The sequence below is a fragment of the Kitasatospora phosalacinea genome, assembly GCF_000716545.1.
GTDB lineage: Bacteria > Actinomycetota > Actinomycetes > Streptomycetales > Streptomycetaceae > Kitasatospora > Kitasatospora phosalacinea.
The window spans coordinates 13,686-33,594 of sequence record NZ_JNWZ01000078.1 but is presented as its reverse complement, the minus strand read 5'-3'; the positions used below and the strand labels follow the sequence as shown (position 1 = coordinate 33,594).

General features: G+C 74.0%; 17 protein-coding genes and 1 pseudogene. 3 read left to right on the top strand and 15 right to left on the bottom strand.

Going from position 1 to position 19,909, the window contains the following annotated elements; all coding sequences use genetic code 11:
• The 12 genes and pseudogenes from OO48_RS34630 to OO48_RS29295 all read right to left on the bottom strand — a co-directional run.
• Nucleotides 1-838: pseudogene (locus OO48_RS34630) on the bottom strand (cytochrome c oxidase subunit I); the annotation flags it as partial.
• 125 nt (nucleotides 839-963) lie between these two features.
• Complete coding sequence (gene htpX, locus OO48_RS29345; RefSeq protein WP_033221749.1) at nucleotides 964-1,821, bottom strand: zinc metalloprotease HtpX; 858 nt, start codon at nucleotides 1,819-1,821, stop codon at nucleotides 964-966.
• Nucleotides 1,822-1,927: 106 nt separating this feature from the next.
• On the bottom strand, nucleotides 1,928-3,484 hold the full coding sequence (locus OO48_RS29340) for an NADH-quinone oxidoreductase subunit N (RefSeq protein WP_033221754.1): 1,557 nt from the start codon (nucleotides 3,482-3,484) through the stop codon (nucleotides 1,928-1,930).
• Between the two features lie 32 nt (nucleotides 3,485-3,516).
• The gene (locus OO48_RS29335; RefSeq protein ID WP_033221747.1) at nucleotides 3,517-5,043 is read right to left on the bottom strand and encodes a complex I subunit 4 family protein; all 1,527 of its coding nucleotides are present in this window, start codon (nucleotides 5,041-5,043) and stop codon (nucleotides 3,517-3,519) included.
• Nucleotides 5,044-5,116: 73 nt separating this feature from the next.
• Entirely contained in the window at nucleotides 5,117-7,069 is a 1,953-nt protein-coding gene (locus OO48_RS29330; RefSeq protein ID WP_033221746.1) for an NADH-quinone oxidoreductase subunit 5 family protein, read from the bottom strand.
• Complete coding sequence (nuoK, locus tag OO48_RS29325) at nucleotides 7,066-7,458, bottom strand: NADH-quinone oxidoreductase subunit NuoK (RefSeq protein ID WP_033221744.1); 393 nt, start codon at nucleotides 7,456-7,458, stop codon at nucleotides 7,066-7,068. The genes OO48_RS29330 and nuoK overlap by 4 nt, the downstream gene beginning before the upstream one ends.
• A gap of 1 nt (nucleotide 7,459) precedes the next feature.
• Nucleotides 7,460-8,077, bottom strand: a complete 618-nt coding sequence (locus OO48_RS29320) for an NADH-quinone oxidoreductase subunit J family protein (RefSeq protein ID WP_051733066.1) — start codon at nucleotides 8,075-8,077, stop codon at nucleotides 7,460-7,462.
• Nucleotides 8,074-8,637 carry a NuoI/complex I 23 kDa subunit family protein gene (locus OO48_RS29315; protein ID WP_033221743.1) on the bottom strand — a complete coding sequence of 188 codons (564 nt, stop codon included), beginning with the start codon at nucleotides 8,635-8,637 and terminating at the stop codon, nucleotides 8,074-8,076. The genes OO48_RS29320 and OO48_RS29315 overlap by 4 nt, the downstream gene beginning before the upstream one ends.
• Nucleotides 8,637-9,596 carry an NADH-quinone oxidoreductase subunit NuoH gene (gene nuoH / locus OO48_RS29310; RefSeq protein ID WP_033221740.1) on the bottom strand — a complete coding sequence of 320 codons (960 nt, stop codon included), beginning with the start codon at nucleotides 9,594-9,596 and terminating at the stop codon, nucleotides 8,637-8,639. The genes OO48_RS29315 and nuoH overlap by 1 nt, the downstream gene beginning before the upstream one ends.
• Nucleotides 9,593-10,696, bottom strand: coding sequence for an NADH-quinone oxidoreductase subunit C (locus tag OO48_RS29305; protein WP_033221739.1), 1,104 nt, complete (start codon nucleotides 10,694-10,696; stop codon nucleotides 9,593-9,595). The genes nuoH and OO48_RS29305 overlap by 4 nt, the downstream gene beginning before the upstream one ends.
• Nucleotides 10,693-11,322 carry an NADH-quinone oxidoreductase subunit B gene (locus tag OO48_RS29300; protein WP_033221737.1) on the bottom strand — a complete coding sequence of 210 codons (630 nt, stop codon included), beginning with the start codon at nucleotides 11,320-11,322 and terminating at the stop codon, nucleotides 10,693-10,695. The genes OO48_RS29305 and OO48_RS29300 overlap by 4 nt, the downstream gene beginning before the upstream one ends.
• A complete protein-coding gene (locus OO48_RS29295; protein WP_033221734.1) occupies nucleotides 11,313-11,720 on the bottom strand; it encodes an NADH-quinone oxidoreductase subunit A in 408 nt (135 codons plus the stop codon). The genes OO48_RS29300 and OO48_RS29295 overlap by 10 nt, the downstream gene beginning before the upstream one ends.
• A 288-nt stretch (nucleotides 11,721-12,008) precedes the next feature.
• Between OO48_RS29295 and OO48_RS29290 the strand changes: the two genes are divergently transcribed.
• A complete protein-coding gene (locus OO48_RS29290) occupies nucleotides 12,009-13,163 on the top strand; it encodes a sensor histidine kinase (RefSeq protein ID WP_033221732.1) in 1,155 nt (384 codons plus the stop codon).
• An 81-nt stretch (nucleotides 13,164-13,244) separates the two neighbouring features.
• On the opposite strand, the gene OO48_RS29285 is transcribed toward OO48_RS29290, so the two are convergent.
• Nucleotides 13,245-14,276 carry a S1C family serine protease gene (locus OO48_RS29285; protein WP_245194853.1) on the bottom strand — a complete coding sequence of 344 codons (1,032 nt, stop codon included), beginning with the start codon at nucleotides 14,274-14,276 and terminating at the stop codon, nucleotides 13,245-13,247.
• Nucleotides 14,277-14,473: 197 nt separating this feature from the next.
• Between OO48_RS29285 and galE the strand changes: the two genes are divergently transcribed.
• On the top strand, nucleotides 14,474-15,448 hold the full coding sequence (gene galE, locus OO48_RS29280; RefSeq protein WP_033221730.1) for a UDP-glucose 4-epimerase GalE: 975 nt from the start codon (nucleotides 14,474-14,476) through the stop codon (nucleotides 15,446-15,448).
• Nucleotides 15,449-15,481: 33 nt separating this feature from the next.
• Here the strand turns inward: galE and OO48_RS29275 are convergent, their stop codons facing one another.
• Complete coding sequence (locus OO48_RS29275; protein WP_033221728.1) at nucleotides 15,482-17,791, bottom strand: serine/threonine-protein kinase; 2,310 nt, start codon at nucleotides 17,789-17,791, stop codon at nucleotides 15,482-15,484.
• A 304-nt stretch (nucleotides 17,792-18,095) separates the two neighbouring features.
• Between OO48_RS29275 and OO48_RS29270 the strand changes: the two genes are divergently transcribed.
• Nucleotides 18,096-18,737 carry a TetR family transcriptional regulator gene (locus OO48_RS29270; protein ID WP_033221726.1) on the top strand — a complete coding sequence of 214 codons (642 nt, stop codon included), beginning with the start codon at nucleotides 18,096-18,098 and terminating at the stop codon, nucleotides 18,735-18,737.
• 172 nt (nucleotides 18,738-18,909) lie between these two features.
• Here OO48_RS29270 and OO48_RS29265 read toward each other — a convergent pair whose 3' ends face one another.
• Nucleotides 18,910-19,854 (bottom strand): beta-ketoacyl-ACP synthase III, encoded by a 945-nt coding sequence (locus tag OO48_RS29265; RefSeq protein ID WP_033221720.1) that lies wholly within the window; start codon nucleotides 19,852-19,854, stop codon nucleotides 18,910-18,912.
• Nucleotides 19,855-19,909 lie beyond the last annotated feature (55 nt).

Below are 19,909 nucleotides of genomic sequence, written 5' to 3'. Positions count from 1 at the left end.
CAGGAAGGTCATGAACGAGAAGAACGGCAGCAGCACCTGCCCGGTGACGAACATGTGGTGCGCCCAGACGGTGACCGACAGGCCCGCGATGGCGATGGTGGCGGCGATCAGGCCCGAGTAGCCGAACACCGGCTTGCGGGAGAACACCGGCAGGATCTCGGTGACGATGCCGAAGAACGGCAGCGCGATGATGTACACCTCGGGGTGGCCGAAGAACCAGAACAGGTGCTGCCACAGGATCGGCCCGCCGTTGGCCGGGTCGAAGACGTGCGCGCCGAACTTCCGGTCCGCCTCCAGGCAGAGCAGCGCGGCCGCGAGCACCGGGAAGGCCATCAGCACCAGGACCGAGGTCAGCACCACGTTCCAGGTGAAGATCGACATCCGGAACATCGTCATGCCGGGCGCCCGCAGGCAGACCACGGTGGTGATGAAGTTGACCGAGCCGAGGATCGTGCCGAACCCGGAGAAGGCCAGCCCCATGATCCACATGTCGGCGCCGACGCCCGGCGAGTGCACCGCGTCGTTCAGCGGCGAACATCAGCAGCATGATCGTGCCGTGCATGGTGAACGCCTGGTTGAACTGCTCGTTGGAGAGGATCTGCGTCCCCGGACGGGCCAGCTCGGCCCGCATCACCAGCGCCAGCACCCCGCCGAGCAGGAAGAACGCGAACGAGGTCGCCAGGTAGAGGGTGCCGATCTGCTTGTGGTCGGTGGTGGTCAGCCACACCACCAGCGCCCGGCCCCGGCGCGGGCGGGAGGCCCGGCCGAAGCGGCGGCGCGGCGGCGGCTGCGGTACTGGCGGACCGGACGGCTCCAGTTCGGCATCGCTCGGCAGCATGGTCACCGCACCGCACCTCCGGCCTAGGACTGGTCAGTGCGTTCAGCCCTACCAGCGGTGCGGGTGCGGTCGGCGGACGCTCGCCGGGCGGTCGCCCGAAGGGGTCAGCCGGTCACGCCGGCCGGTCAGTGCCCGGCCATCCGCTCCAGCCGGGCGATCCGCTCGTGCATCGGCGGGTGGGTGGAGAAGAACTTCGTGCCGCGCTCACCGGCCCGGAACGGGCTGGCGATCATCATGTGGCTGGCGGTCCGGAGCTGCGGCTCGGGCGGCAGCGGCAGCCGCTGGGTGCCGGCGTCCAGCTTGCGCAGGGCACTGGCCAGGGCGAGCGGGTCCCCGGTGATCCGGGCGCCGTCGGCGTCGGCCTGGTACTCGCGGGAGCGGCTGACGGCCAGCTGGATCAGACCGGCGGCGACCGGCCCCAGGATCATGATCGCCAGCATGCCGACCAGGCCCGGGCCGTCGTCGTCGTCCGAGCGCCCGATCGGGATCAGCCAGGCGAAGTTGACCAGGAACATCACCACCGAGGCGAGCGCCCCGGCCACCGAGGAGATCAGGATGTCCCGGTTGTAGACGTGGCTCAGCTCGTGGCCCAGGACGCCGCGCAGCTCGCGCTCGTCCAGCAGTTGCAGGATGCCGTCGGTGCAGCAGACCGCCGCGTTGCGCGGGTTGCGGCCGGTGGCGAAGGCGTTCGGCGCGGGCGTGGGCGAGATGTACAGCCGGGGCATCGGCTGGCGGGCCGAGGTGGAGAGCTCGCGGACGATCCGGTACAGCTGCGGTGCCTCGATCTCGCTGACCGGGCGGGCCCGCATCGCGCGCAGCGCCAGCTTGTCGCTGTTCCAGTACGCGTAGGCGTTGGTGCCGACCGCGATCAGCAGGGCCACCAGCAGGCCGGTGCGGCCGAAGAAACCGCCGATCACCAGGATCAGCGCGGAGAGGCCGCCCAGCAGGACGGCCGTCCGCAATCCGTTGTGGTGGCTGTGCACTGCGGGGCCCTCCTGTGGTGCGGGTGGAAGCCGCGGAGCCGCTTCCCTCTGCCGGGATCAACGCGCCGCGCCCGGCGGTTCGTTCCCCCCGGCATTCGACCACGGTTCAGAACAGGCTGCCCGACACCACCCGCAGCACCAGTTGCGGAGCCACCGAGAGCACCGCCGCACCGGCCGCCGCCAGGCCCAGCGCGGCCCCCAGCCCGGCCGGGGTCCGGCGCGTCGCGGCCGGCTCCCCGGCCTCTCCGGCCTCCCCGGCCTCCCCGGCGGACGGGGCGAACAGCAGGGCGGTCCACTTCAGGTAGTAGGCGAGCGCGATCACCACGTTCACCGCCATCACCACGGCCAGCCAGCCCAGGCCCGCGTCCACCGCCGAGCGGAAGACCACGACCTTGCCGAACAGGCCGACCACGCCCGGCGGCAGGCCGGCCAGGCAGAGCAGGAAGAACGCCAGCGCGAACGCCGCCCACCGGTTGCGCCCGGCCAGGCCGCGGAAGCCGTCCAGCCGGCCGGAGCCGCCGACCAGCGCGACCACGCCGAACGCGCCCAGGTTCACCAGGCCGTAGATCAGCGCGTACGCCACGGTCGCGCCCAGCGGCTCGGCCGAGTCGGCGTACCCGGCGGCGGCCAGCGGCACCAGCAGGTAGCCGGCCTGGCCGACCGAGGACCAGGCCAGCAGCCGGACCGCCCCGTGCGGGGTGTCGGCGCGCTGGCGCAGCGCGGCCGTGTTGCCGGCCGTCATGGTGAGCGCGGCGAGCACCGCCAGCACCAGGCCCCAGGTGTGGCCGTACGGGCGGAAGGCCAGCGTGGTGACCAGGGCGAGGCCGGACAGGCCGGCCGCCTTCCCGACCACCGAGAGGTAGCCGGCCACCGGGAGCGGGGCGCCGACGTACGTGTCGGGGACCCAGAAGTGGAACGGGACGGCGGCGGTCTTGAACGCGAAGCCGACCAGGGTGAGCACCGCGCCGGCCTCCGCGAGCGGCTTCAACTGGCCGGGGGCGTGGGCCAGTCCGTCGGCGATGCCCTGGAGCTGGACCGTCCCGGCGGCGGCGTAGACGAAGCTGACGCCGAGCAGCATCACGGCGGTCGCGGTGACCGAGGAGAGGAAGAACTTGAGCGCGCTCTCCGCGCCCCGGCCGTCCCGGCGCAGGCCGACCAGGGCGAACCCGGGCAGGGTGGCGACCTCCAGGGCGATCACCAGGGTGGCGAGGTCGCGGGCGGCGGGCAGCAGGGCGGCGCCGCAGGCGGAGGAGAGCAGCAGGAACCAGTACTCGCCGCCGGGGAGCCCCGCGGCGGAGCCGCTGTTCGGTGCGGCCCCGTCGACGGTGTGCAGGGAGAGCAGCACGGTCAGCAGCGCGCCGCCGAGGGCGAGCAGCTGGAAGGCGAGCGCGAAGTGGTCGGCGGTGTAGGAGCAGCCGCCGGCGGGGCCCGTGAAGCAGAAGGTGGAGCGGGCGTCGCCGACCAGCGGGATCAGCGCGGCCAGCGCGGCGAGCAGTCCGGCCGCGCTCAGCCACCCCAGCAGGCGCTTGCGAGCCTCGGGCAGGAACAGGTCGGCGACCAGGACGGCGAGGGCGGCGAGCGCGGCGATCAGCGGCGGGGCGACGGCCACCCAGTCGACGGACTGGATCAGGCCGCCCGGGTCGGCGACGGCGAGCGGAGTCATGAAGGGCTGCCCCAGGTCGTGAGCGGTGGTCATCAGCCGCCTCCGAGGAGGTTCTTGACGGCCGGGTCGGAGAGGCTGAGGAGCAGGGCCGGCCACAGGCCCGCGAGCAGGGTGAGCGCGGCGAGCGGCGTCCAGCTGGCGGCCTCGTGGCCCTGGAGGTCGGGCAGGTCGCCGACCGGGGCGGGCTGCTTCGGGTCGCCCATGCAGACGCGCTTGACCACGACCAGCAGGTAGGCGGCGGTGAGCAGGGTGCCGAGGCCGGCCAGCGCCATGTAGGTGACGAACGCGGGCCGGGAGAGCCCGGCGGCCGGGTCGAACGCGCCGTACATGGCGAGCAGTTCGCCCCAGAAGCCGGCCAGTCCGGGCAGGCCGAGGCTGGCGACGGCGGCGAAGGCGAGCAGGGCGCCGATCCGGGGGGTGCGGCCGTAGAGGGCGGCGCCGGTGGCCCCGGAGAGGGTGTCGAGGTCGGCGGTGCCGTAGCGGTCCTTGACGGCGCCGACCACGAAGAACAGCAGGCCGGTGATCAGGCCGTGCGCGATGTTGGCGAACAGCGCGCCGTTCAGGCCGGCCGGGGTGAGCGAGGCGATGCCGAGCAGCACGAAGCCCATGTGGCCGACCGAGGAGTACGCGATCAGCCGCTTCAGGTCGCCCTTGGCGCCGGGCCGGGCCAGGGCCAGGCAGGCGAGCGAGCCGTAGACGATGCCGACGGCGGCGAACGCGCCCAGGTAGGGGGCGAAGGTCGCGGTGCCGTCGGGGACGATCGGCAGCAGGACGCGGACCAGGCCGTAGGTGCCCATCTTGAGCATCACGCCGGCCAGCAGGACCGATCCGGCGGTGGGGGCGGCGGTGTGCGCGTCGGGCAGCCAGGAGTGCAGCGGCCAGGCGGGGGCCTTCACGGCGAGGCCGACCAGGACGGCGAGCGCGGCGATCAGCTGGGTGGTGTGGGACAGGCCGCCGCCGTGCGCGTCGGCGAGCTTCACCATGTCGAAGGTGCCGGCCTCGACGCCGATCAGCAGGAAGCCGAGCAGCATCACGGCGGAGCCGAGCAGGGTGTACAGGATGAACCGGTTGGCGGCCGCGACCTTCCGCCCGCTGCCCCAGCGCGCGATCAGGAAGTACATCGGGATCAGCACGATCTCGAAGGCCAGGAAGAACAGCACCAGGTCGAGCACCGCGAAGGTGGCCAGCATGCCGGTCTCCAGCAGGAGCAGCAGGCCGGTGAAGGCGCGGCCGCCCGGCCCGGCGGGGAGCTTCCTCACCGAGTAGAGCGCGCACAGGAAGGTCAGCAGGGCGGTGAGCACCAGCAGCGGCAGCGAGATGCCGTCGGTGCCCAGGTGCAGGCGGACGTCCAGCGCGGGGATCCAGGAGACGTCGGTGACGGCCTGCATCCGGCCGGGGTCGTCGTGGTCGAAGCCCGCGGCGAGCGCGATCGACAGCAGCAGGGTGCCGCCGGTGACGGCGGTGCCGAGGCGCAGTGCCCGCTCGTCGCCGATCGGGGCGAGCATCAGGGCGGCGCCGAGCAGCGGCAGGGCCAGGAGTGCGATGAGGACCGCGTTCATCGGGGGCTCCAAGGGCGTGCCGGGACGGGGAGACGGTGACGCGTCACGAGGTGCCGCGCCACGGGATGACGTGTCATGAGCCGACCGCCACCAGGACGGCGAGCAGGACGGCCCCGGCCAGCAGCGCGCTCAGGTAGCCCTGGGCGTTGCCGGTCTGGGCGAAGCGCACGGCGCGGCCGAGCCAGCCGGGGGCCGCGCCGGCGCCGCGCACGTACGTCTCGACCACGGCGCGGTCCAGGAAGCGGACCAGCCGGGCGGCGGCCCCGGTGGGCCGGACGAACAGGGCGCTGTAGAGCCGGTCGACGCCGAAGCCGTGCTGGGCGGGCCCGTACGCCGGGCCGAGCAGCAGGCGTCCCGGGTCGGCGGCGGGCTGTCCGGCGGCGGTGCGGGCACCGGCCCGGCGCCAGGCGGCGTAGGCGATCAGGATGCCGGCCAGCGCGGCGCCGAGGCCGAGCGCCACGGTGGCGACGGCGGGGCGCAGCGGCTCGCCGTCGAGCAGGGCGGGCAGCCAGTCGGTGCGCAGCCCGAGCAGGCCGAAGCCCAGGGTGGGCACGGCCAGCACCCACAGCGGCCAGCGCATCGCGCCGGGTTCGGCGTGCGCCGGGTCGGCCTCGTCGGGCTCCGGGGAGTACGGGGCGTCGGCGGGGGCGGCCGCGACCGGCCGGGCGTGGAAGGCGACCAGCCAGAGCCGGGTGGCGTAGGCGGCGGTGAGCAGCGCGGTGAGCAGGCCGGCCACCAGGACCGTCCAGCCCGCGGCGGCGGGGACGGCCGAGGCCGGGCCGAGGTGGCCGGTGAGCGCCTCGCCCCGGGCGGCGTGCTCGGCCGCGGTGAGCACGGACTCCTTGGAGAAGAAGCCCGCGAACGGCGGCAGGCCGATCAGGGCGGCCAGGCCGAGTCCCATCGTCCAGTAGGCGTCGGGGACGCGGCGGCGCAGGCCGTCGATCCGTGACATGGCACTGATCGAGTTGGTGTGCGCGGCGTGGATGACCACGCCGGCGGTGAGGAACAGCAACGCCTTGAACGCGCCGTGCGCGACCAGGTGGAACACCGCGGCCTGCCGGTCGCCGGAGGCCAGCGCGCCGGTCATGTAGCCGAGCTGGCCGACCGTCGAGTAGGCCAGCACGCGCTTGAGGTCGTCCTGGGCGAGGGCGCACAGCGCGGAGCCGACCATGGTGACGGCGGCCATCGCGGCCAGCACCAGCAGCGCGGCGGAGGACAGCAGGAAGACCGGCAGCAGCCGGGCGACCAGGTAGACGCCGGCCGCGACCATGGTGGCGGCGTGGATCAGCGCGGACACCGGCGTCGGGCCGGCCATCGCGTCCGGGAGCCAGGTGTGCAGCGGGAACTGGGCGCTCTTGCCGGCGACGCCCGCGAGCAGCAGCAGGGCGATCAGGGTGGGGTGGTGCAGCCCGCCGTCGGCGGCGGTGCGCAGCACCTCGGTGATCCGGAAGCTGCCGGCGTCCGCGCCGAGCAGGAACAGGCCGAACAGGAACGGCACGTCGCCGAGCTTGGTGACCAGGAAGGCCTTCAGCGAGGCGGTGCGGGCGTCGGCGCCCTCCCAGTCGTGGCCGATCAGGAAGTACGAGCAGATGCCCATCACCTCCCAGCCGACCAGCAGCACGATCAGGTCGCCGGAGTAGACGACCAGGAACATCGCGGCGGTGAACAGCGAGACCAGGGCCGCGTACGAGGGGTAGCGCGGGTCGTCCTTCAGGTACGCCGTCGAGTAGACCTGCACGCAGGTGGCGACCAGGCCGACCAGCACCGAGATCACCGAGGAGAAGCCGTCCAGGTGCAGGGCGAGCGAGAGGTCGGGGCCGCCGGTGGGGGCGAGCCGGGTGCCGGCGTCCAGGGTGGCGCCGGTGCCCAGTTGCAGGGCGGTGACCAGGGCCAGCACGGCGGAGACCGCGACCGGCAGCACCGCCAGCGGGCGGGCCAGACCGGGGTACCGGCGGCCGGTGGCCAGGCCGGCGGCCGCGCCGAGCGCGGGCAGCACGGGGACGAGGATCGGCAGCGCGAGGTTCATGCGGCGGCCTGCTCCTTCGCAGCGTCGGCTGCCTCGTGGTCGTCCGCGCCCTGGTCGTCCGCCCCTTGGCCGTCCGCCTCGTGGCGGTCGCCGAGCGCGGTGACCTCGTCGACGGCGGCGGTGCGGCGGGTGCGGTAGACCAGCAGCACGATGGCCAGGCCGAGGCCGATCTCGGCGGCGGCGATGGTGATGGTGAACAGGGTCAGCGCCTGTCCGGCGTGCAGGGTGTCGCGCAGCCAGACGTCGAAGGCGACCAGGTTGAGGTTGACCGCGTTGAGCATCAGCTCGACCGACATCAGCACCAGGATGACGTTGCGCCGGGCGAGCACGCCGTACACGCCGACGCTGAACAGCAGCACGGCGAGGACGGCGGGGTAGGCGAGGTGCACCTCAGCGCTCCTTCGGCTTCGTCGGGGCGGTGCGCAGCTTCCCGGCCCGGGGCCTGGCGCGGCCGCCCTGGGTGCGGGACAGCACGATCGCGCCGATCAGGGCGGCCAGCAGCAGCACCGACAGCGCCTCGAACGGCAGCACCCAGTGCGAGAACAGGTACTCGCCGGTCACCCTGGTGGTGCCGGCCGCGCCGGACAGGTCGATCCAGGACGAGCGGAACGCGTCGACCACCAGGGTGACCAGGGTCGCGGCGGAGGCGAGGCCGACCGCGAGCGCGGCCGGGCGGTTGCCGGAGTCGGCGTCCGGGGAGCGGCCGATCGGGGCGCGGGTCAGCATCAGGCCGAACAGCACCAGCACGATCACCGAGCCCAGGTACACCAGCACCTGCACCCAGGCCACGAACTCGGCCGTCAGCAGCAGGAACTCGACCGCGAGCCCGCCCAGCGCGACCACCAGCCACAGCGCGGCGTGCACCAGCCGGCGGGTCGTCACCGAGACGACGGCCGCGCCGAGCACGAGCACGCCGACCAGCAGGAAGACGACCTCCTGCCCGGTCGGCGAGAGGTACGAGCGCGCGGCGGGCTCCAGCGGGCCCGCCGCGGCCAGCAGGGTGCTCAACTCTCCCCACTCTCCTCGGCTTCGGCGGCGGCAGCGGCCTCGGCGGCCGCCAGCTTGTCGGCGGCCTTGCGGGCCATGGCGATCTCCTTGGGCTCCTCCGCCGCGGCGTCGTGCGCGGGCGGCGGCGGGACGGTCCACATCCACTCGCGCAGCCGCTCGCGCTCGTGGGTGAGTTCGCGGATGTCGGTCTCGGCGTACTCGAACTCCGGGGACCAGAACAGCGCGTCGAACGGGCACACCTCGACGCAGATCCCGCAGTACATGCAGAGCGAGAAGTCGATCGCGAAGCGGTCCAGCACGTTGCGGGTGCGGGCGCGGGCGTTCGGGTCTGCGGCGGGCAGCGTCTCCTTGTGGGAGTCGATGTAGATGCACCAGTCCGGGCACTCGCGGGCGCACAGCATGCAGACCGTGCAGTTCTCCTCCAGCAGCGCGATCACGCCGCGGGTGCGCGGCGGCAGGTCGGGCTGCACGTCGGGGTACTGCGCGGTGACGGTCTTCCGCATCATCGTGCGCATGGTGACGGCCAGGCCCTTGGCCAGGCCGGAGCCGGGAATTCCCATTACGAGATCGCCACCTTGATGATGCCGGTCAGGGCGAGCTGGGCCAGCGCCAGCGGGATCAGCACCGTCCACGCGAAGCGCATCAGCTGGTCCTCGCGCAAGCGCGGGTAGGTGACCCGCAGCCAGAGCACCACGAAGGCCAGCGCGAAGGTCTTCACCAGCGTCCACAGCCAGCCGAGGTCGTCTTCGAGCGGGCCGTGCCAGCCGCCCAGGAACAGCACCGAGGTCAGGCCGCAGAGCACCACGATGCCCGCGTACTCGGAGAGCAGGAACAGTGCGAAGCGCAGGCCGGTGTACTCGGTGTACGCGCCGAAGATGATCTCCGAGTCGGCCACCGGCATGTCGAACGGCGGGCGCTGCAGCTCGGCCAGGCCGGCCGTGAAGAACACGAACGCGCCGATCAGCTGCCACGGCACCCACCACCAGTGGAAGGCGTCCACGATGCCGGGCAGCGAGACCGTGCCCGCCGCCATCGCCACCGAGGCCGCGGCCAGCAGCATCGGCAGCTCGTACGACATCAGCTGCGCGGCCGTGCGCAGCGCGCCCAGCAGCGAGAACTTGTTGGCCGACGCCCAGCCCGCCATCAGCGCGCCCAGCACGCCGACGCCCATCACGGCCAGCACGAAGAAGATGCCCGCGTCGACCACCTGGCCGACCATCCCGTCCGGCCCGACCGGGATCACCAGCAGCACCAGCAGGTACGGCAGCAGCGCGACGGCCGGGGCGAGCTGGAACACCTTGCGGTCGGCGCCGGCCGGGACGATGTTCTCCTTCTGGACGAACTTCACGCCGTCGGCGACCAGTTGCGCCCAGCCGTGGAACCCGCCCGCGTACATCGGGCCGAGCCGGCCCTGCATGTGCGCCATCACCTTGTGCTCGGCCTGGCCGACCACCAGCGGCAGCACCAGGAACGCCACCAGCGTGCCGACGCAGCGCAGCAGCGTGTCGAGGAGGTTCACGCGCCGTCTCCGTCCTGCTGCTCGGTGGGCTGTTCGGGCTTCGCTTGCTCGGGCTTCGGTTGCTCGGGCTTCGCTTGCTCGGACTGGCCGGGTCGCTCGGGCCGGTCGGACCGCTCGGGCTCCGGCTGCTCGTCGTGCGCCGGGACGGGCGCGTGCCACGGGGCGTCGGACGACCGGGTGCGCGCGGTACGGCGCGGGGTCTCGGGCTGCTCGGCCGGGGGCGTCCCGGCCGCCTGGCTGACCGATCCCTCGCCGACGCTGCGGGTGCGGCGCGGCCGGTCGGCGCGGACCGGCGGGGCGGCGTCGGGCGCGGCCCCGGCGGCCGGGGCGGCCTGGCTCGCGGAGCCGGCCTCCGCGCTGCGGGCGCGGCGCGGGCGGTCGGCCCCGGCGGCCGCGCCGGCCCGCGCGCCGCGGGCGGGGCGTTCGGCGACCGGCGGGAGGGTGCCTTTGAGCGGGCCCCACTCGTTCGGGTCGGGGACGCCGGCGGGCTGCATCTTGCGCCGGGCCGGGCCGCCGTGGTCGGCGGCCTCGCCGGGCTCCTTGGCGCCGGGCCAGTCCTTGGCGACCCGGGCGGCCAGCACGAAGTCCTTGCGCAGCGGGTGTCCCTCGAAGCCGTCCGGCAGCAGCAGGGTGACGGGGTGCGGGTGGCCCGGGAACTCGATGCCGAACATCTCCAGGGTCTCCCGCTCGTGCCAGGCGGCACCGGCGTACACCCCGACTGCGGTCGGCAGCGCGGCCCCCTCCCGCGGCACCCGGGTGCGCAGCAGCAGCCGGCGCACGACGCCGGGCTCGCCGACGGCGGCCAGGTGCGCGCAGACGGCGAAGCCCCGGTCGAGGTCGTCGACGGCGCTCAGCCAGTCCAGGAAGGCCAGGCCGAGGACGTCGCGGGCGGCGGTGAGCGCCTCGATCCAGTGCTCGGCGGGCACGTCGACGGTGAGCAGGCCGTACGCCTCGGCGGCGGTCGCCCAGGGCCCCACGGCCGCGGCGGTGCGCTCGGCGGGCGTGGGCTCGGCGGCGGGCGTGGGCGCGGCGGCCGGCTCGGGAGCCTCGGGGGTGCCGGGCGTCTCGGGCGTGCCGGGGGTGCCGGGAGTGTCGGTCACTGCTGCCCCTCCCCGGGCGCGGGCCGCAGCGGGCGGCGCAGCGCGTCGGCGGGCGCGGCGTAGCGCTGCGGGACGTCCTCGGCGGCGATCTTCTCCTGCAGCTTGAGGATGCCCTGGAGCAGCGCCTCGGGCCGGGGCGGGCAGCCGGGCACGTAGACGTCGACCGGGATGATCTGGTCGACGCCCTTGGTGACGGAGTACGAGTCCCAGTAGGGGCCGCCGGAGTTGGCGCAGGCCCCGAAGGAGATGACGTACTTCGGCTCGGGCATCTGCTCGTACAGGCGCTTGACCGCGGGGGCCATCTTGTCGGTGACCGTGCCCGAGACGATCATCAGGTCGGCCTGGCGGGGGCCGGGCGCGAACGGGATGACACCCATCCGGATGAAGTCGTGCTTGGCCATCGACGCGGCGATGAACTCGATCGCGCAGCAGGCCAGTCCGAAGTTGAAGCACCAGAGGCTGTAACGGCGGCCCCAGTTGAGCACCACCTTGACCGGGTCCGGGGCGAGCCGGGCCAGCGGGCCGAGGCGGCGCCGCTCGACGGCGCCGCCGGGGCGGGCCGGGTCGGGGATGCCGAGCGGGACGGGGCCGTTGCCGGGCGTCCCGTGCGAGTGCGTCACGTCCATTCCAGGACGCCCTTCTTCCAGGCGTAGAGCAGTCCGACCGCGAGGAAGCCGATGAAGACGAACATCTCCACCAGCGTGGCCGCCCCGAAGCCGGCGGCGGAGAACACCGTGGCCCACGGGAACAGGTAGATCGCGTCGACCGCGAAGATCACGTACAGGAACGCGTAGACGTAGTACCGGACCTGGGTGTGCGCCCAGCCCTCGCCGACCGGGTCGACCCCGCACTCGTAGGCGAGCAGCTTCTCGGGGGTGTCGACCACCGGTCGCAGCAGCCGGTTCGCGGTGAAGGACACCGTGACGAAGAGGACACCGATGACCGCCAGCAGGCCGACCGCCGCGTAGGCGTCGAAGTAGCCGCTGCCGGCGGCGGGATCGGCAGCGAGCGGCTGCCACTCCATGGGTTGCGCCCTTCTTCTTTGCCCGTCCATAACCATCGCTATCGCGGGAGTCTATGTGCACCGCTCGTTTACCCCGCCACCTGCCCGTCCTGCAAGACGGCCGGTGGACTTCCGCCGGACACCGGGGGAATTCCGCCCGCGGACGGTCCGGGACCGGGGCGCGGGGCGGGGGGTGGGGATAACCCCCGGAAGGAGAGGGAGTGCAGCACCATGGCGGGAGGGGGTCGCCGACCGGGATGCTGGTGATCGACAGAGCACCGGCGAGATCACCAGGAGAGGGCGCCGACCATGGAGGACGAGGCGAAGCGCCCGTCGTTGTACGGGGCACGGCTGTGGCGGGAGGTGCGCAACGCACTGCTGAACCTCCCGGTCGGAGTGGCCGGGTTCGCCGTGACGGCGGTGCTGCTGACCGCGGGTCTCGGCCTGGCGGTGACGGTGATCGGGCTGCCGCTGCTGGCCTTCGGGCTGGGCTGCTGCCGCTGGTTCGGCCGGTTGGCCCGGGTCCGGGCCCGGGCCGAACTGGGCAGCGCCGTCCCCGAGCCGGAGCCGGTGCGCCCGTCCCGGGCCGGGCTGGCCGGCCGGGTGACGGCCGCCCTGGGCGACGGGCTGAACTGGCGCTCCGCGCTGTACTGCGTGGCGCTGCTGATCTGGGGCGTCCTCAGCTTCGTGCTGACGCTGGTGCTGCTGGTGGTCGGCTGGCCGGTGCTGCCCTGGGCGATGCGGGCGATCAGCTGGGTCTCCCGGCTGCTGGTGGAGTCGCTGCTGGCGCCGGGCATGCTGGCCGAGCGGGTCCGCGAGCTGGAGGACGACCGGGCCGTGGTGGTCGACACCGCCGCGGCCGACCTGCGCCGCATCGAGCGCGACCTGCACGACGGCGCGCAGGCCCGGCTGGTGGCCCTGGCGATGGACCTGGGCCTGGCCAAGGAGAAGCTGACGGAGGATCCGGTGGCCGCGCGGCAGATGGTCGACGCGGCGCACGGCGAGGTCAAGCTGGCCCTGCGGGAGCTGCGCGACCTGGCCCGCGGCATCCACCCCGCGGTGCTCACCGACCGGGGGCTGGACGCGGCGCTCTCCTCGGTCGCGGCCCGCTGCCCGCTGCCCGGCGGCGTCCGGGTGCACGTGGAGCTGGGCGGCGAGCGGCCGGACTCCGCGGTCGAGGGCATCGCCTACTTCACCGTCAGCGAGCTGCTGACCAACGCCTCCAAGCACTCCGGCGCCCGCACCGCCTCGGTGGACGTCTGGCGCCAGGACGGCCGGCTGATGCTGACGGTCCGCGACGACGGCCGCGGCGGGGCCCGGGTGCACCCGGGCGGCGGGCTGGCCGGCCTGGTCGAGCGCGCCGAGGCGGTGGACGGCGTGTTCGTGGTCGAGAGCCCGGTGGACGGCCCGACCTCGGTGACGGTCGAGCTGCCCTGGCGCACCCGCGCCGGCCGGGAGGGCTGAGCCCGGGGCCCGGGCGTGGACGGGCCCGGAGTGCCGCCTCCCTTGCGCGGTACGGCACTCCGGGCCCGGGCCGGTCGGACGCTAGAGCGTTCCGAGGGTGACCTCCGCGGTCTTGCCCTGCCCGTCCCGCTGGTAGCCGACGGTGACCTTGTCGCCGGGGCTGAGCGAGGCCAGCGCGGTGGTCAGCGCGGAGGGGCCGTTGATCGCGGTGTCGTTGACCTTGGTGATCACGTCGCCGGCCTGCAGCCCGGCGGAGGCGGCCGGTCCGTTGTCGACCACCGTGACCACCGCCGCGCCGGCCGGCTGGAAGTCGGAGTCGAAGTACGGGCGGACGGTCACCCCGAGCGCGGCCCGGCCGGAGTTGGTGACCTTGCCGTCCTTGATCAGCTGGTTGGCGATGCTCGTCACGGTGGCCGCCGGGATGGCGAAGCCGATGCCGGGCGCGGCCGAGCCGTTCAGCTCGGGGTCGACGGCGGTCAGCGTGTTGATCCCGATCACCTGGCTGGAGAGGTTGACCAGCGCGCCGCCGCTGTTGCCGGGGTTGATCGCGGCCGAGGTCTGCACCATGTTGCCGATGGTGGCGCCGGGCGAGCCGGCCGACTGCGGCTCGCTGACCGTCCGGCCGACCGCCGAGACGATGCCCTGGGTGACGCTGCTGGACAGGCCGAGCGGGCTGCCCATGGCCAGCGTGATCTGCCCGACCGCGACCTTGGAGCTGTCCGCGAAGGCCGCCGGCCTGAGGCCGCCGGGCACGTCGGACAGCTTGATCACCGCGAGGTCGGACTCCGGGTAGCTGCCGACCAGGGTGGCGTCCAGCGGCTTGGTGCTGTTGGCCAGCGTCACGGTGAAGGTGGTGGCGGTGCCGACCACGTGCGCGTTGGTGACGATGTCGCCCTTGTCGTCGAAGACGATCCCGGAGCCGAGGCCGTTCCCCGCGGTGATCTGCACCACCGAGGGCAGCACCTGGGAGATCACCTGCTGGTAGTCCTGCTGCAGCTGGTTGCTGCTGGACGGGGCGGGCGCCGACGAGGAGCTGTCGGCCGCCGCGGTGGAGCTGGACCCGGCGTCGGAGCTGGAACAGCCGGTCACCAGCAGCCCGACCGAAGCGAGCACCGCCGCCGGTCCCGGCCACAGCTTGGGCCCCGTGGGCCGGGGGCCGGCCGGGATCGGACGGGTCGGTTCCTTCTTCGGGCGCACGGCGGGCACCTCCGGTCGCTGGACAGAGCTTTGTCAGCATTTCACCGGAATGTCCGAATGCTTGAGCGACACACCACGGGGCGCGCCGAAAAGCGCCCTCTAGGATCAGGGCCATGACCTGGTTGATCACGGGAGGGGCCGGCTACATCGGCGGCCACGTCGTCCGGGAGCTGGCCGCGGCCGGCGTGCCCACCGTCGTCCTGGACGACCTGAGCAGCGGCTCGGCCGCCCACCTGCCGCCCGGCGTCCCGCTGGTGACCGGCTCCACGCTGGACCGGCCGCTGCTGGACCGCGTCCTGGCCGGGCACGGCGTCACCGGCGTGCTGCACCTGGCCGCCCGCAAGCAGGTCGGCGAGTCGGTCGAGCGGCCGCTGTACTACTACCACGAGAACGTGGAGGGCCTGCGCACCGTGCTGGCCGCCGCGGTCGACGCGGGCGTGCGCCGGGTGGTGCTGTCCTCCTCCGCCGCCGTCTACGGCATGCCGGACGTCGACCTGGTCGACGAGTCCACCCCCTGCCTGCCGATCAACCCGTACGGCGAGACCAAGCTGGCCGGCGAGTGGCTGCTGAACGCCTGCGCCGCCGCGCACGGCCTCTGCGCGGTCTCCCTGCGCTACTTCAACGTGGCGGGCGCCGCCGCCCCCGAACTGTCCGACCCGGGCGCGGCCAACCTGGTCCCGCTGGTCCTCCAGCGGCTGACGGCCGGGCTGCCGCCGCTGGTCTTCGGCGACGACTACCCGACCCCGGACGGCACCTGCGTCCGCGACTACGTCCACGTCTCGGACGTCGCCTCGGCGCACGTCGCCGCCGTCCGCCGGCTGGAGGCGGCCGGGCCGGACGAGCGGATCGGGCTGACGCTCAACATCGGCACCGGCCGCGGCGCCTCGGTCCGCGAGATGATCGCCGAGATCGCCGAGGTCACCGGCGTCCGGATCGCCCCCGAGATGGCCCCCCGCCGCCCCGGCGACCCGGCCCGGGTGGTGGCCTCCGCCGAGCTGATCCGCCGCGAGCTGGGCTGGAGCGCCCGGCACGACGTCCGCTCGATGGTCGCCTCGGCCTGGGCGGGCTGGCAGCACCGCCACCCGTAGGCCGGCCCGGGCCCCGCATCCGCTCGGCTACGGCTACTGGGGCACCGCCGTGCCGTAGAAGGAGTCCAGCGCGTACACGCAGCGGTCCTTGGAGCCGACGAACACCCGGCCGCCGACCGCCACCGGGGAGCCGGTCAGCTCGCCCTTGGTGCCCAGCTCCCAGCGCAGCCGGCCGGTGGCCAGCTCCAGGGTGTGCAGCGAGTGGTCGCGGCTGCCCAGGTGCACCAGGCCCTCGGCGACCGCCGGGGAGCCCACCAGGTCGCCCCGGGTGCTGTAGCGCCAGCGCTCCCGGCCGCCGGCCGCCTCGAACGCGAACAGGGTGTCGCCGGAGCCCAGCAGCACCGTCCCGTCGGCGACCACGGCCGGCTCGGCGCCCTGGCGGGCGGCGGTGGCGGCCCGCCACAGGCCGTGCCCGGTCGCGGCGTCCAGCGCGTACAGGGTGCCGAGGTAGTCGGCGACGTACACCGCCCGGCCGTCCACCGCGGGCGGGGTGAACAGCACCACCGGCGCGTCGAACCGCCAGCGCTCGGCGCCGGTGGCGGCGTCCAGCGCGTGCACCCGCTGACCGGACGTCACGTACAGCACCCCGGCGTGCTCGACCGGGCGGGAGGGGACCTCGCCGCCCAGCGGCACCGCCCAGCGCACCCCGGCGCCCAGCGGGTCCACGCAGTGCAGCCGGCCGCCGCCCTGGTAGTAGGCCGCACCGGCGATCAGCGCCGGGCCGGACTGCGGGTTCTCGTACTCCTGCTGGGCGTCGTCGGCCCGCCACAGCTCGGCGCCGGTGGCCGCCGCGCGCAGCTGCACGCCGCCGCCGCGCACGCCGCAGCACAGCACGCCGTCGGCGGCGTCCAGCGAGTACACCCAGCCGTCCAGCGAGTGCCGCCAGCGCTCGGTGCCGTCCGCGGCGTCCACCGTGTACAGGTGCGGGCCGTCGGCGGCGTGCACCCGGCCGCCGTCCACGGCCAGCGCCCAGGCGACGTCCCGGGTCTTCCAGCGGCGCTCGCCGGAGCCGATGTCCAGCGCGTGCACCTCGAAGCTGGAGGCGTACAGCGTGCCGTCGGCGACCACCGGGGTGCCCCACACGTCGTTGGACATCCGGAACCGCCAGGGCCGCCAGCGCGCCGCGGGCTGCGGCGGGGCGGCGGACGGCGCGGAGCTGCGGCGCACCCAGTCGGTGCCGGCCGGGGCGGCGGCGGGCGCGGCCGGCTCCGCCCGCGGCCCGGGCCCTATCGGCACGTGCGCGCCGGGCAGCCGGATCTCGCCCTCGCCCGGGCCGCCGATCACCGGCCGCCGGTGCGGGCGCACCCGCTCGGTGACCACCTCGGCCTCGGACACCGGGCCGGCCGGACCGACCGGGGCCGGGGCCGGAAGGGGCGGCGGCGCGGCCGGCTGGGCGGGCAGCACCACCGGCGGCTGCGGCCGGACCGGGGGCTGCTGGGCGCTGACGGGACGTCTGCTGCTGCGCTTGGCCTCGATCAGGTCGAGCGCGGCGGGCGGCAGCCAGTCCCCGGCCTCGCCGGAGGCGTCGGCCCGGGAGAACAGGTGCGGGGCCAGCTCGGCCTGGATCTGGGCGGGCGTCGGCCGGTGCTCGGGGGTGGGCCGCATGCAGGCCCGCACCAGGTCGACCAGCTCGGCCGGCAGGCCGGACAGGTCCGGCTGGTCGCGCAGCAGCTGGAACACCGTCTCGACCGGGTTGGAGCCGCGGTACGGCGGGTGCCCGGTGGCGCAGAAGACCACCAGCGAGCCGAGCGAGAACACGTCGCTGGCGCCGGTGACGCTGCGGCTGTCGCGGGCCTGCTCGGGCGACATGTAGGCGGGGGTGCCGACCGCGACGTTGGTCATGGTGAGCCGGGTGCTGGAGACCCCGGCGGCGATGCCGAAGTCGATCACCCGGGGGCCGTCCTCGACCACCAGCACGTTGGACGGCTTGAGGTCCCGGTGCACCAGGCCGGCCGCGTGGATGGACTGCAGCGCCTCGGCGATGCCGGCGGTGAGCCAGCGCACCGCTTCGGCGGGCAGCGGCCCGCAGTCGTCGACCAGGTCCTCCAGCGAGGGCGCGGGCACGTACGCGGTGGCCAGCCAGGGGACGGCGGCGTCGGCGTCGGCGTCCACCACGGCGGCGGTGTAGAAGCCGCCGACCGTCTTGGCGGCCGCGATCTCGCGGGCGAAGCGGACCCGGAACAGGTTGTCCTCGGCCAGCTCGCTGCGCACGGTCTTGATGGCCACCCGCCGACCCGAGGCCGACCGGGCCAGGTACACCAGGCCCATGCCGCCCGCGCCGAGCCGGGCCAGCACTTCGAAGGGCCCGATCCGCCTCGGATCGTGCGCCGTCAGCTGGTCCACTCCGCAGCCACCTCCCCTTCCGCCAGCGCCCCCCGGCGGCGGCGCCCCCCGATTCTCCAATGCCCGCCGCCCGGGAGCCAATCTCCCCCGCCAGTGACACGCCTCCGGGTACCGGAGCCACCGGCTCCGGACGCCCCCGCGGGGGGCCGCCGGACGGTCCGAGCTGACTTGTCGTCACGCTGTGGGGTCATCAGCACACGGGGGGGCAACAACTCCGCACGGAAATGGCGCCGTTTCCCCCTCGCCCGGACTAATAGTCGCACTACCGATTAGCGCCAAGATCGTGCCACTGTAAGCTGACGACATGACAGGACAAGTTCGCACCGTCGACGGTCGCGTCGCCGGGCGGCGCGGACAGGAGACGCGGCAGAAGCTGCTCGACTGCCTCCGCGAGATGCTCAGCACGTCGCCGTACCGGGACGTCAAGGTCATCGACGTCGCCCGTATGGCGGGTACCTCCCCCGCGACCTTCTACCAGTACTTCCCGGATGTCGAGGGCGCAGTCCTTGAGATCGCCGAGGAAATGGCCGAGGACAGCGGCGGGCTCAAAGAGCTCGTCGATGGAAAGTCCTGGGCGGGAAAGACCGGCTTCACCACTTCCGAAGAACTGGTGGACGGATTCCTCGCCTTCTGGCGCAAGAATGACGCCATTCTCCGAGTGATCACACTCGGCGCCGCCGAAGGGGACAAGCGGTTCTTCAAGATCCGCATGAAGGTCCTCAACTCGGTGGCGGCCCCGCTGGCCGAAGCGGTCCGCAACAACCAGGGCAAGACCGACAAGTCGGTCGAACCGTCGGCGGTCGCCGGCGCCCTGGTGTCGTTGCTCGCCGCGGCGGCCGAGCACGGCAAGGCGTTCACCTCGTGGGGCGTGAAGGTCAAGGACCTCAAGCCCAACCTGGCGCTCCAGGTGTACCTGGGAGTCACCGGAAAGAAGCCGCCGAAGTAAGAATCGAGCCCATCGGCGCTCGGCCCCGGTTCCTGTCCGGGTGTGTCGGATGCGGCCGTGCCTCGGGGGAGGTTCGCCGACGTACCGCGGAGCGCCGTCCTTCAACGGACGAAGGGGCGGCCGGGAGGAAATTCTCCTCCCGGCCGCCCCTCTCGTATCCGTCCGCGGCCGCTCAGGGGCAGCGCACGACCTGCCCGGCGTAGGCCAGGCCGCCGCCGAAGCCGAACAGCAGCACCGGGTCCCCGCTGCCCAGCTCGCCGCGCTCGACCAGCTTGGACAGCGCGAGCGGGATGGAGGCGGCGGAGGTGTTGCCCGAGTCGACCACGTCGCGGGCGATCACCGCGTCCCCGGCCAGGCCGAGCTTGCCGGCGATGGCGTCGATGATCCGCAGGTTGGCCTGGTGGGCGACGAATCCGCGTAGCTCGGACGGGTCGATCCCGGCCTTCTCGCAGGCCTTGCGGGCCAGCGGGGCGACCTGGGTGGTGGCCCAGCGGAAGACGGTCTGGCCCTGCTGGCTGATGACCGGCTTCCAGCCGCTGATCGCGACCGCGGCGCCCTTCTCCGGCTCGGAGCCCCACACCACCGGACCGACGCCGGCCCGCTCGTCGGGCACGGCCTCCAGCACGGCGGCCCCCGCGCCGTCGCCGAAGATCACGCAGGTGGTGCGGTCGGTCCAGTCGATGATGTCGGACATCCGCTCCACGCCGACCACCAGCGCCCGGGTGGCGGCGCCGGCCCGGATCGCGTGGTCGGCGGTGGCCAGCGCGTACGAGAAGCCCGAGCAGGCGGTGTTCAGCTCGTACGCGGCGGGGGCGGGGATGCCGAGGCGGGCGGCGACGGCGGCGGCGGTGTTGGGGCTGCGCTCGACGGCGGTGCAGGTGGCGACGGCGACCAGGTCGACCTGGTCGGGCGTCATGCCCGCGTGGGCGAGCGCCTTCTCGGCGGCGCCCACCGCGAGGTCGACCAGGGTCTCGTCCTCCGCGATGTGGCGGGTGCGGATGCCGACCCTGGAGCGGATCCACTCGTCGTCGGTGTCGACCATCGCCGAGAGATCGTCGTTGCTCAGGATCTTCGGCGGCTGGTGGTGGCCCAGCGCCACGATGCGGGAGGCGGTCATACCACCCACTCAACCGGGTTACCGGTGAGTCGGGAGGTGACGGCCCGACACAGGA

What these genes read in the sequence shown, in the direction of transcription:
- OO48_RS29340 (WP_033221754.1), bottom strand. Translation starts at nt 3,484, where the DNA reads ATGACTCCGCTCGCCGTCGCCGACCCGGGCGGCCTGATCCAGTCCGTC.
- OO48_RS29335 (WP_033221747.1), bottom strand. Translation starts at nt 5,043, where the DNA reads ATGAACGCGGTCCTCATCGCACTCCTGGCCCTGCCGCTGCTCGGCGCC.
- OO48_RS29330 (WP_033221746.1), bottom strand. Translation starts at nt 7,069, where the DNA reads ATGAACCTCGCGCTGCCGATCCTCGTCCCCGTGCTGCCCGCGCTCGGC.
- OO48_RS29315 (WP_033221743.1), bottom strand. Translation starts at nt 8,637, where the DNA reads ATGGGAATTCCCGGCTCCGGCCTGGCCAAGGGCCTGGCCGTCACCATG.
- OO48_RS29300 (WP_033221737.1), bottom strand. Translation starts at nt 11,322, where the DNA reads ATGGACGTGACGCACTCGCACGGGACGCCCGGCAACGGCCCCGTCCCG.
- OO48_RS29295 (WP_033221734.1), bottom strand. Translation starts at nt 11,720, where the DNA reads ATGGAGTGGCAGCCGCTCGCTGCCGATCCCGCCGCCGGCAGCGGCTAC.
- OO48_RS29290 (WP_033221732.1), top strand. Translation starts at nt 12,009, where the DNA reads ATGGAGGACGAGGCGAAGCGCCCGTCGTTGTACGGGGCACGGCTGTGG.
- galE (WP_033221730.1), top strand. Translation starts at nt 14,474, where the DNA reads ATGACCTGGTTGATCACGGGAGGGGCCGGCTACATCGGCGGCCACGTC.
- OO48_RS29270 (WP_033221726.1), top strand. Translation starts at nt 18,096, where the DNA reads ATGACAGGACAAGTTCGCACCGTCGACGGTCGCGTCGCCGGGCGGCGC.
- OO48_RS29265 (WP_033221720.1), bottom strand. Translation starts at nt 19,854, where the DNA reads ATGACCGCCTCCCGCATCGTGGCGCTGGGCCACCACCAGCCGCCGAAG.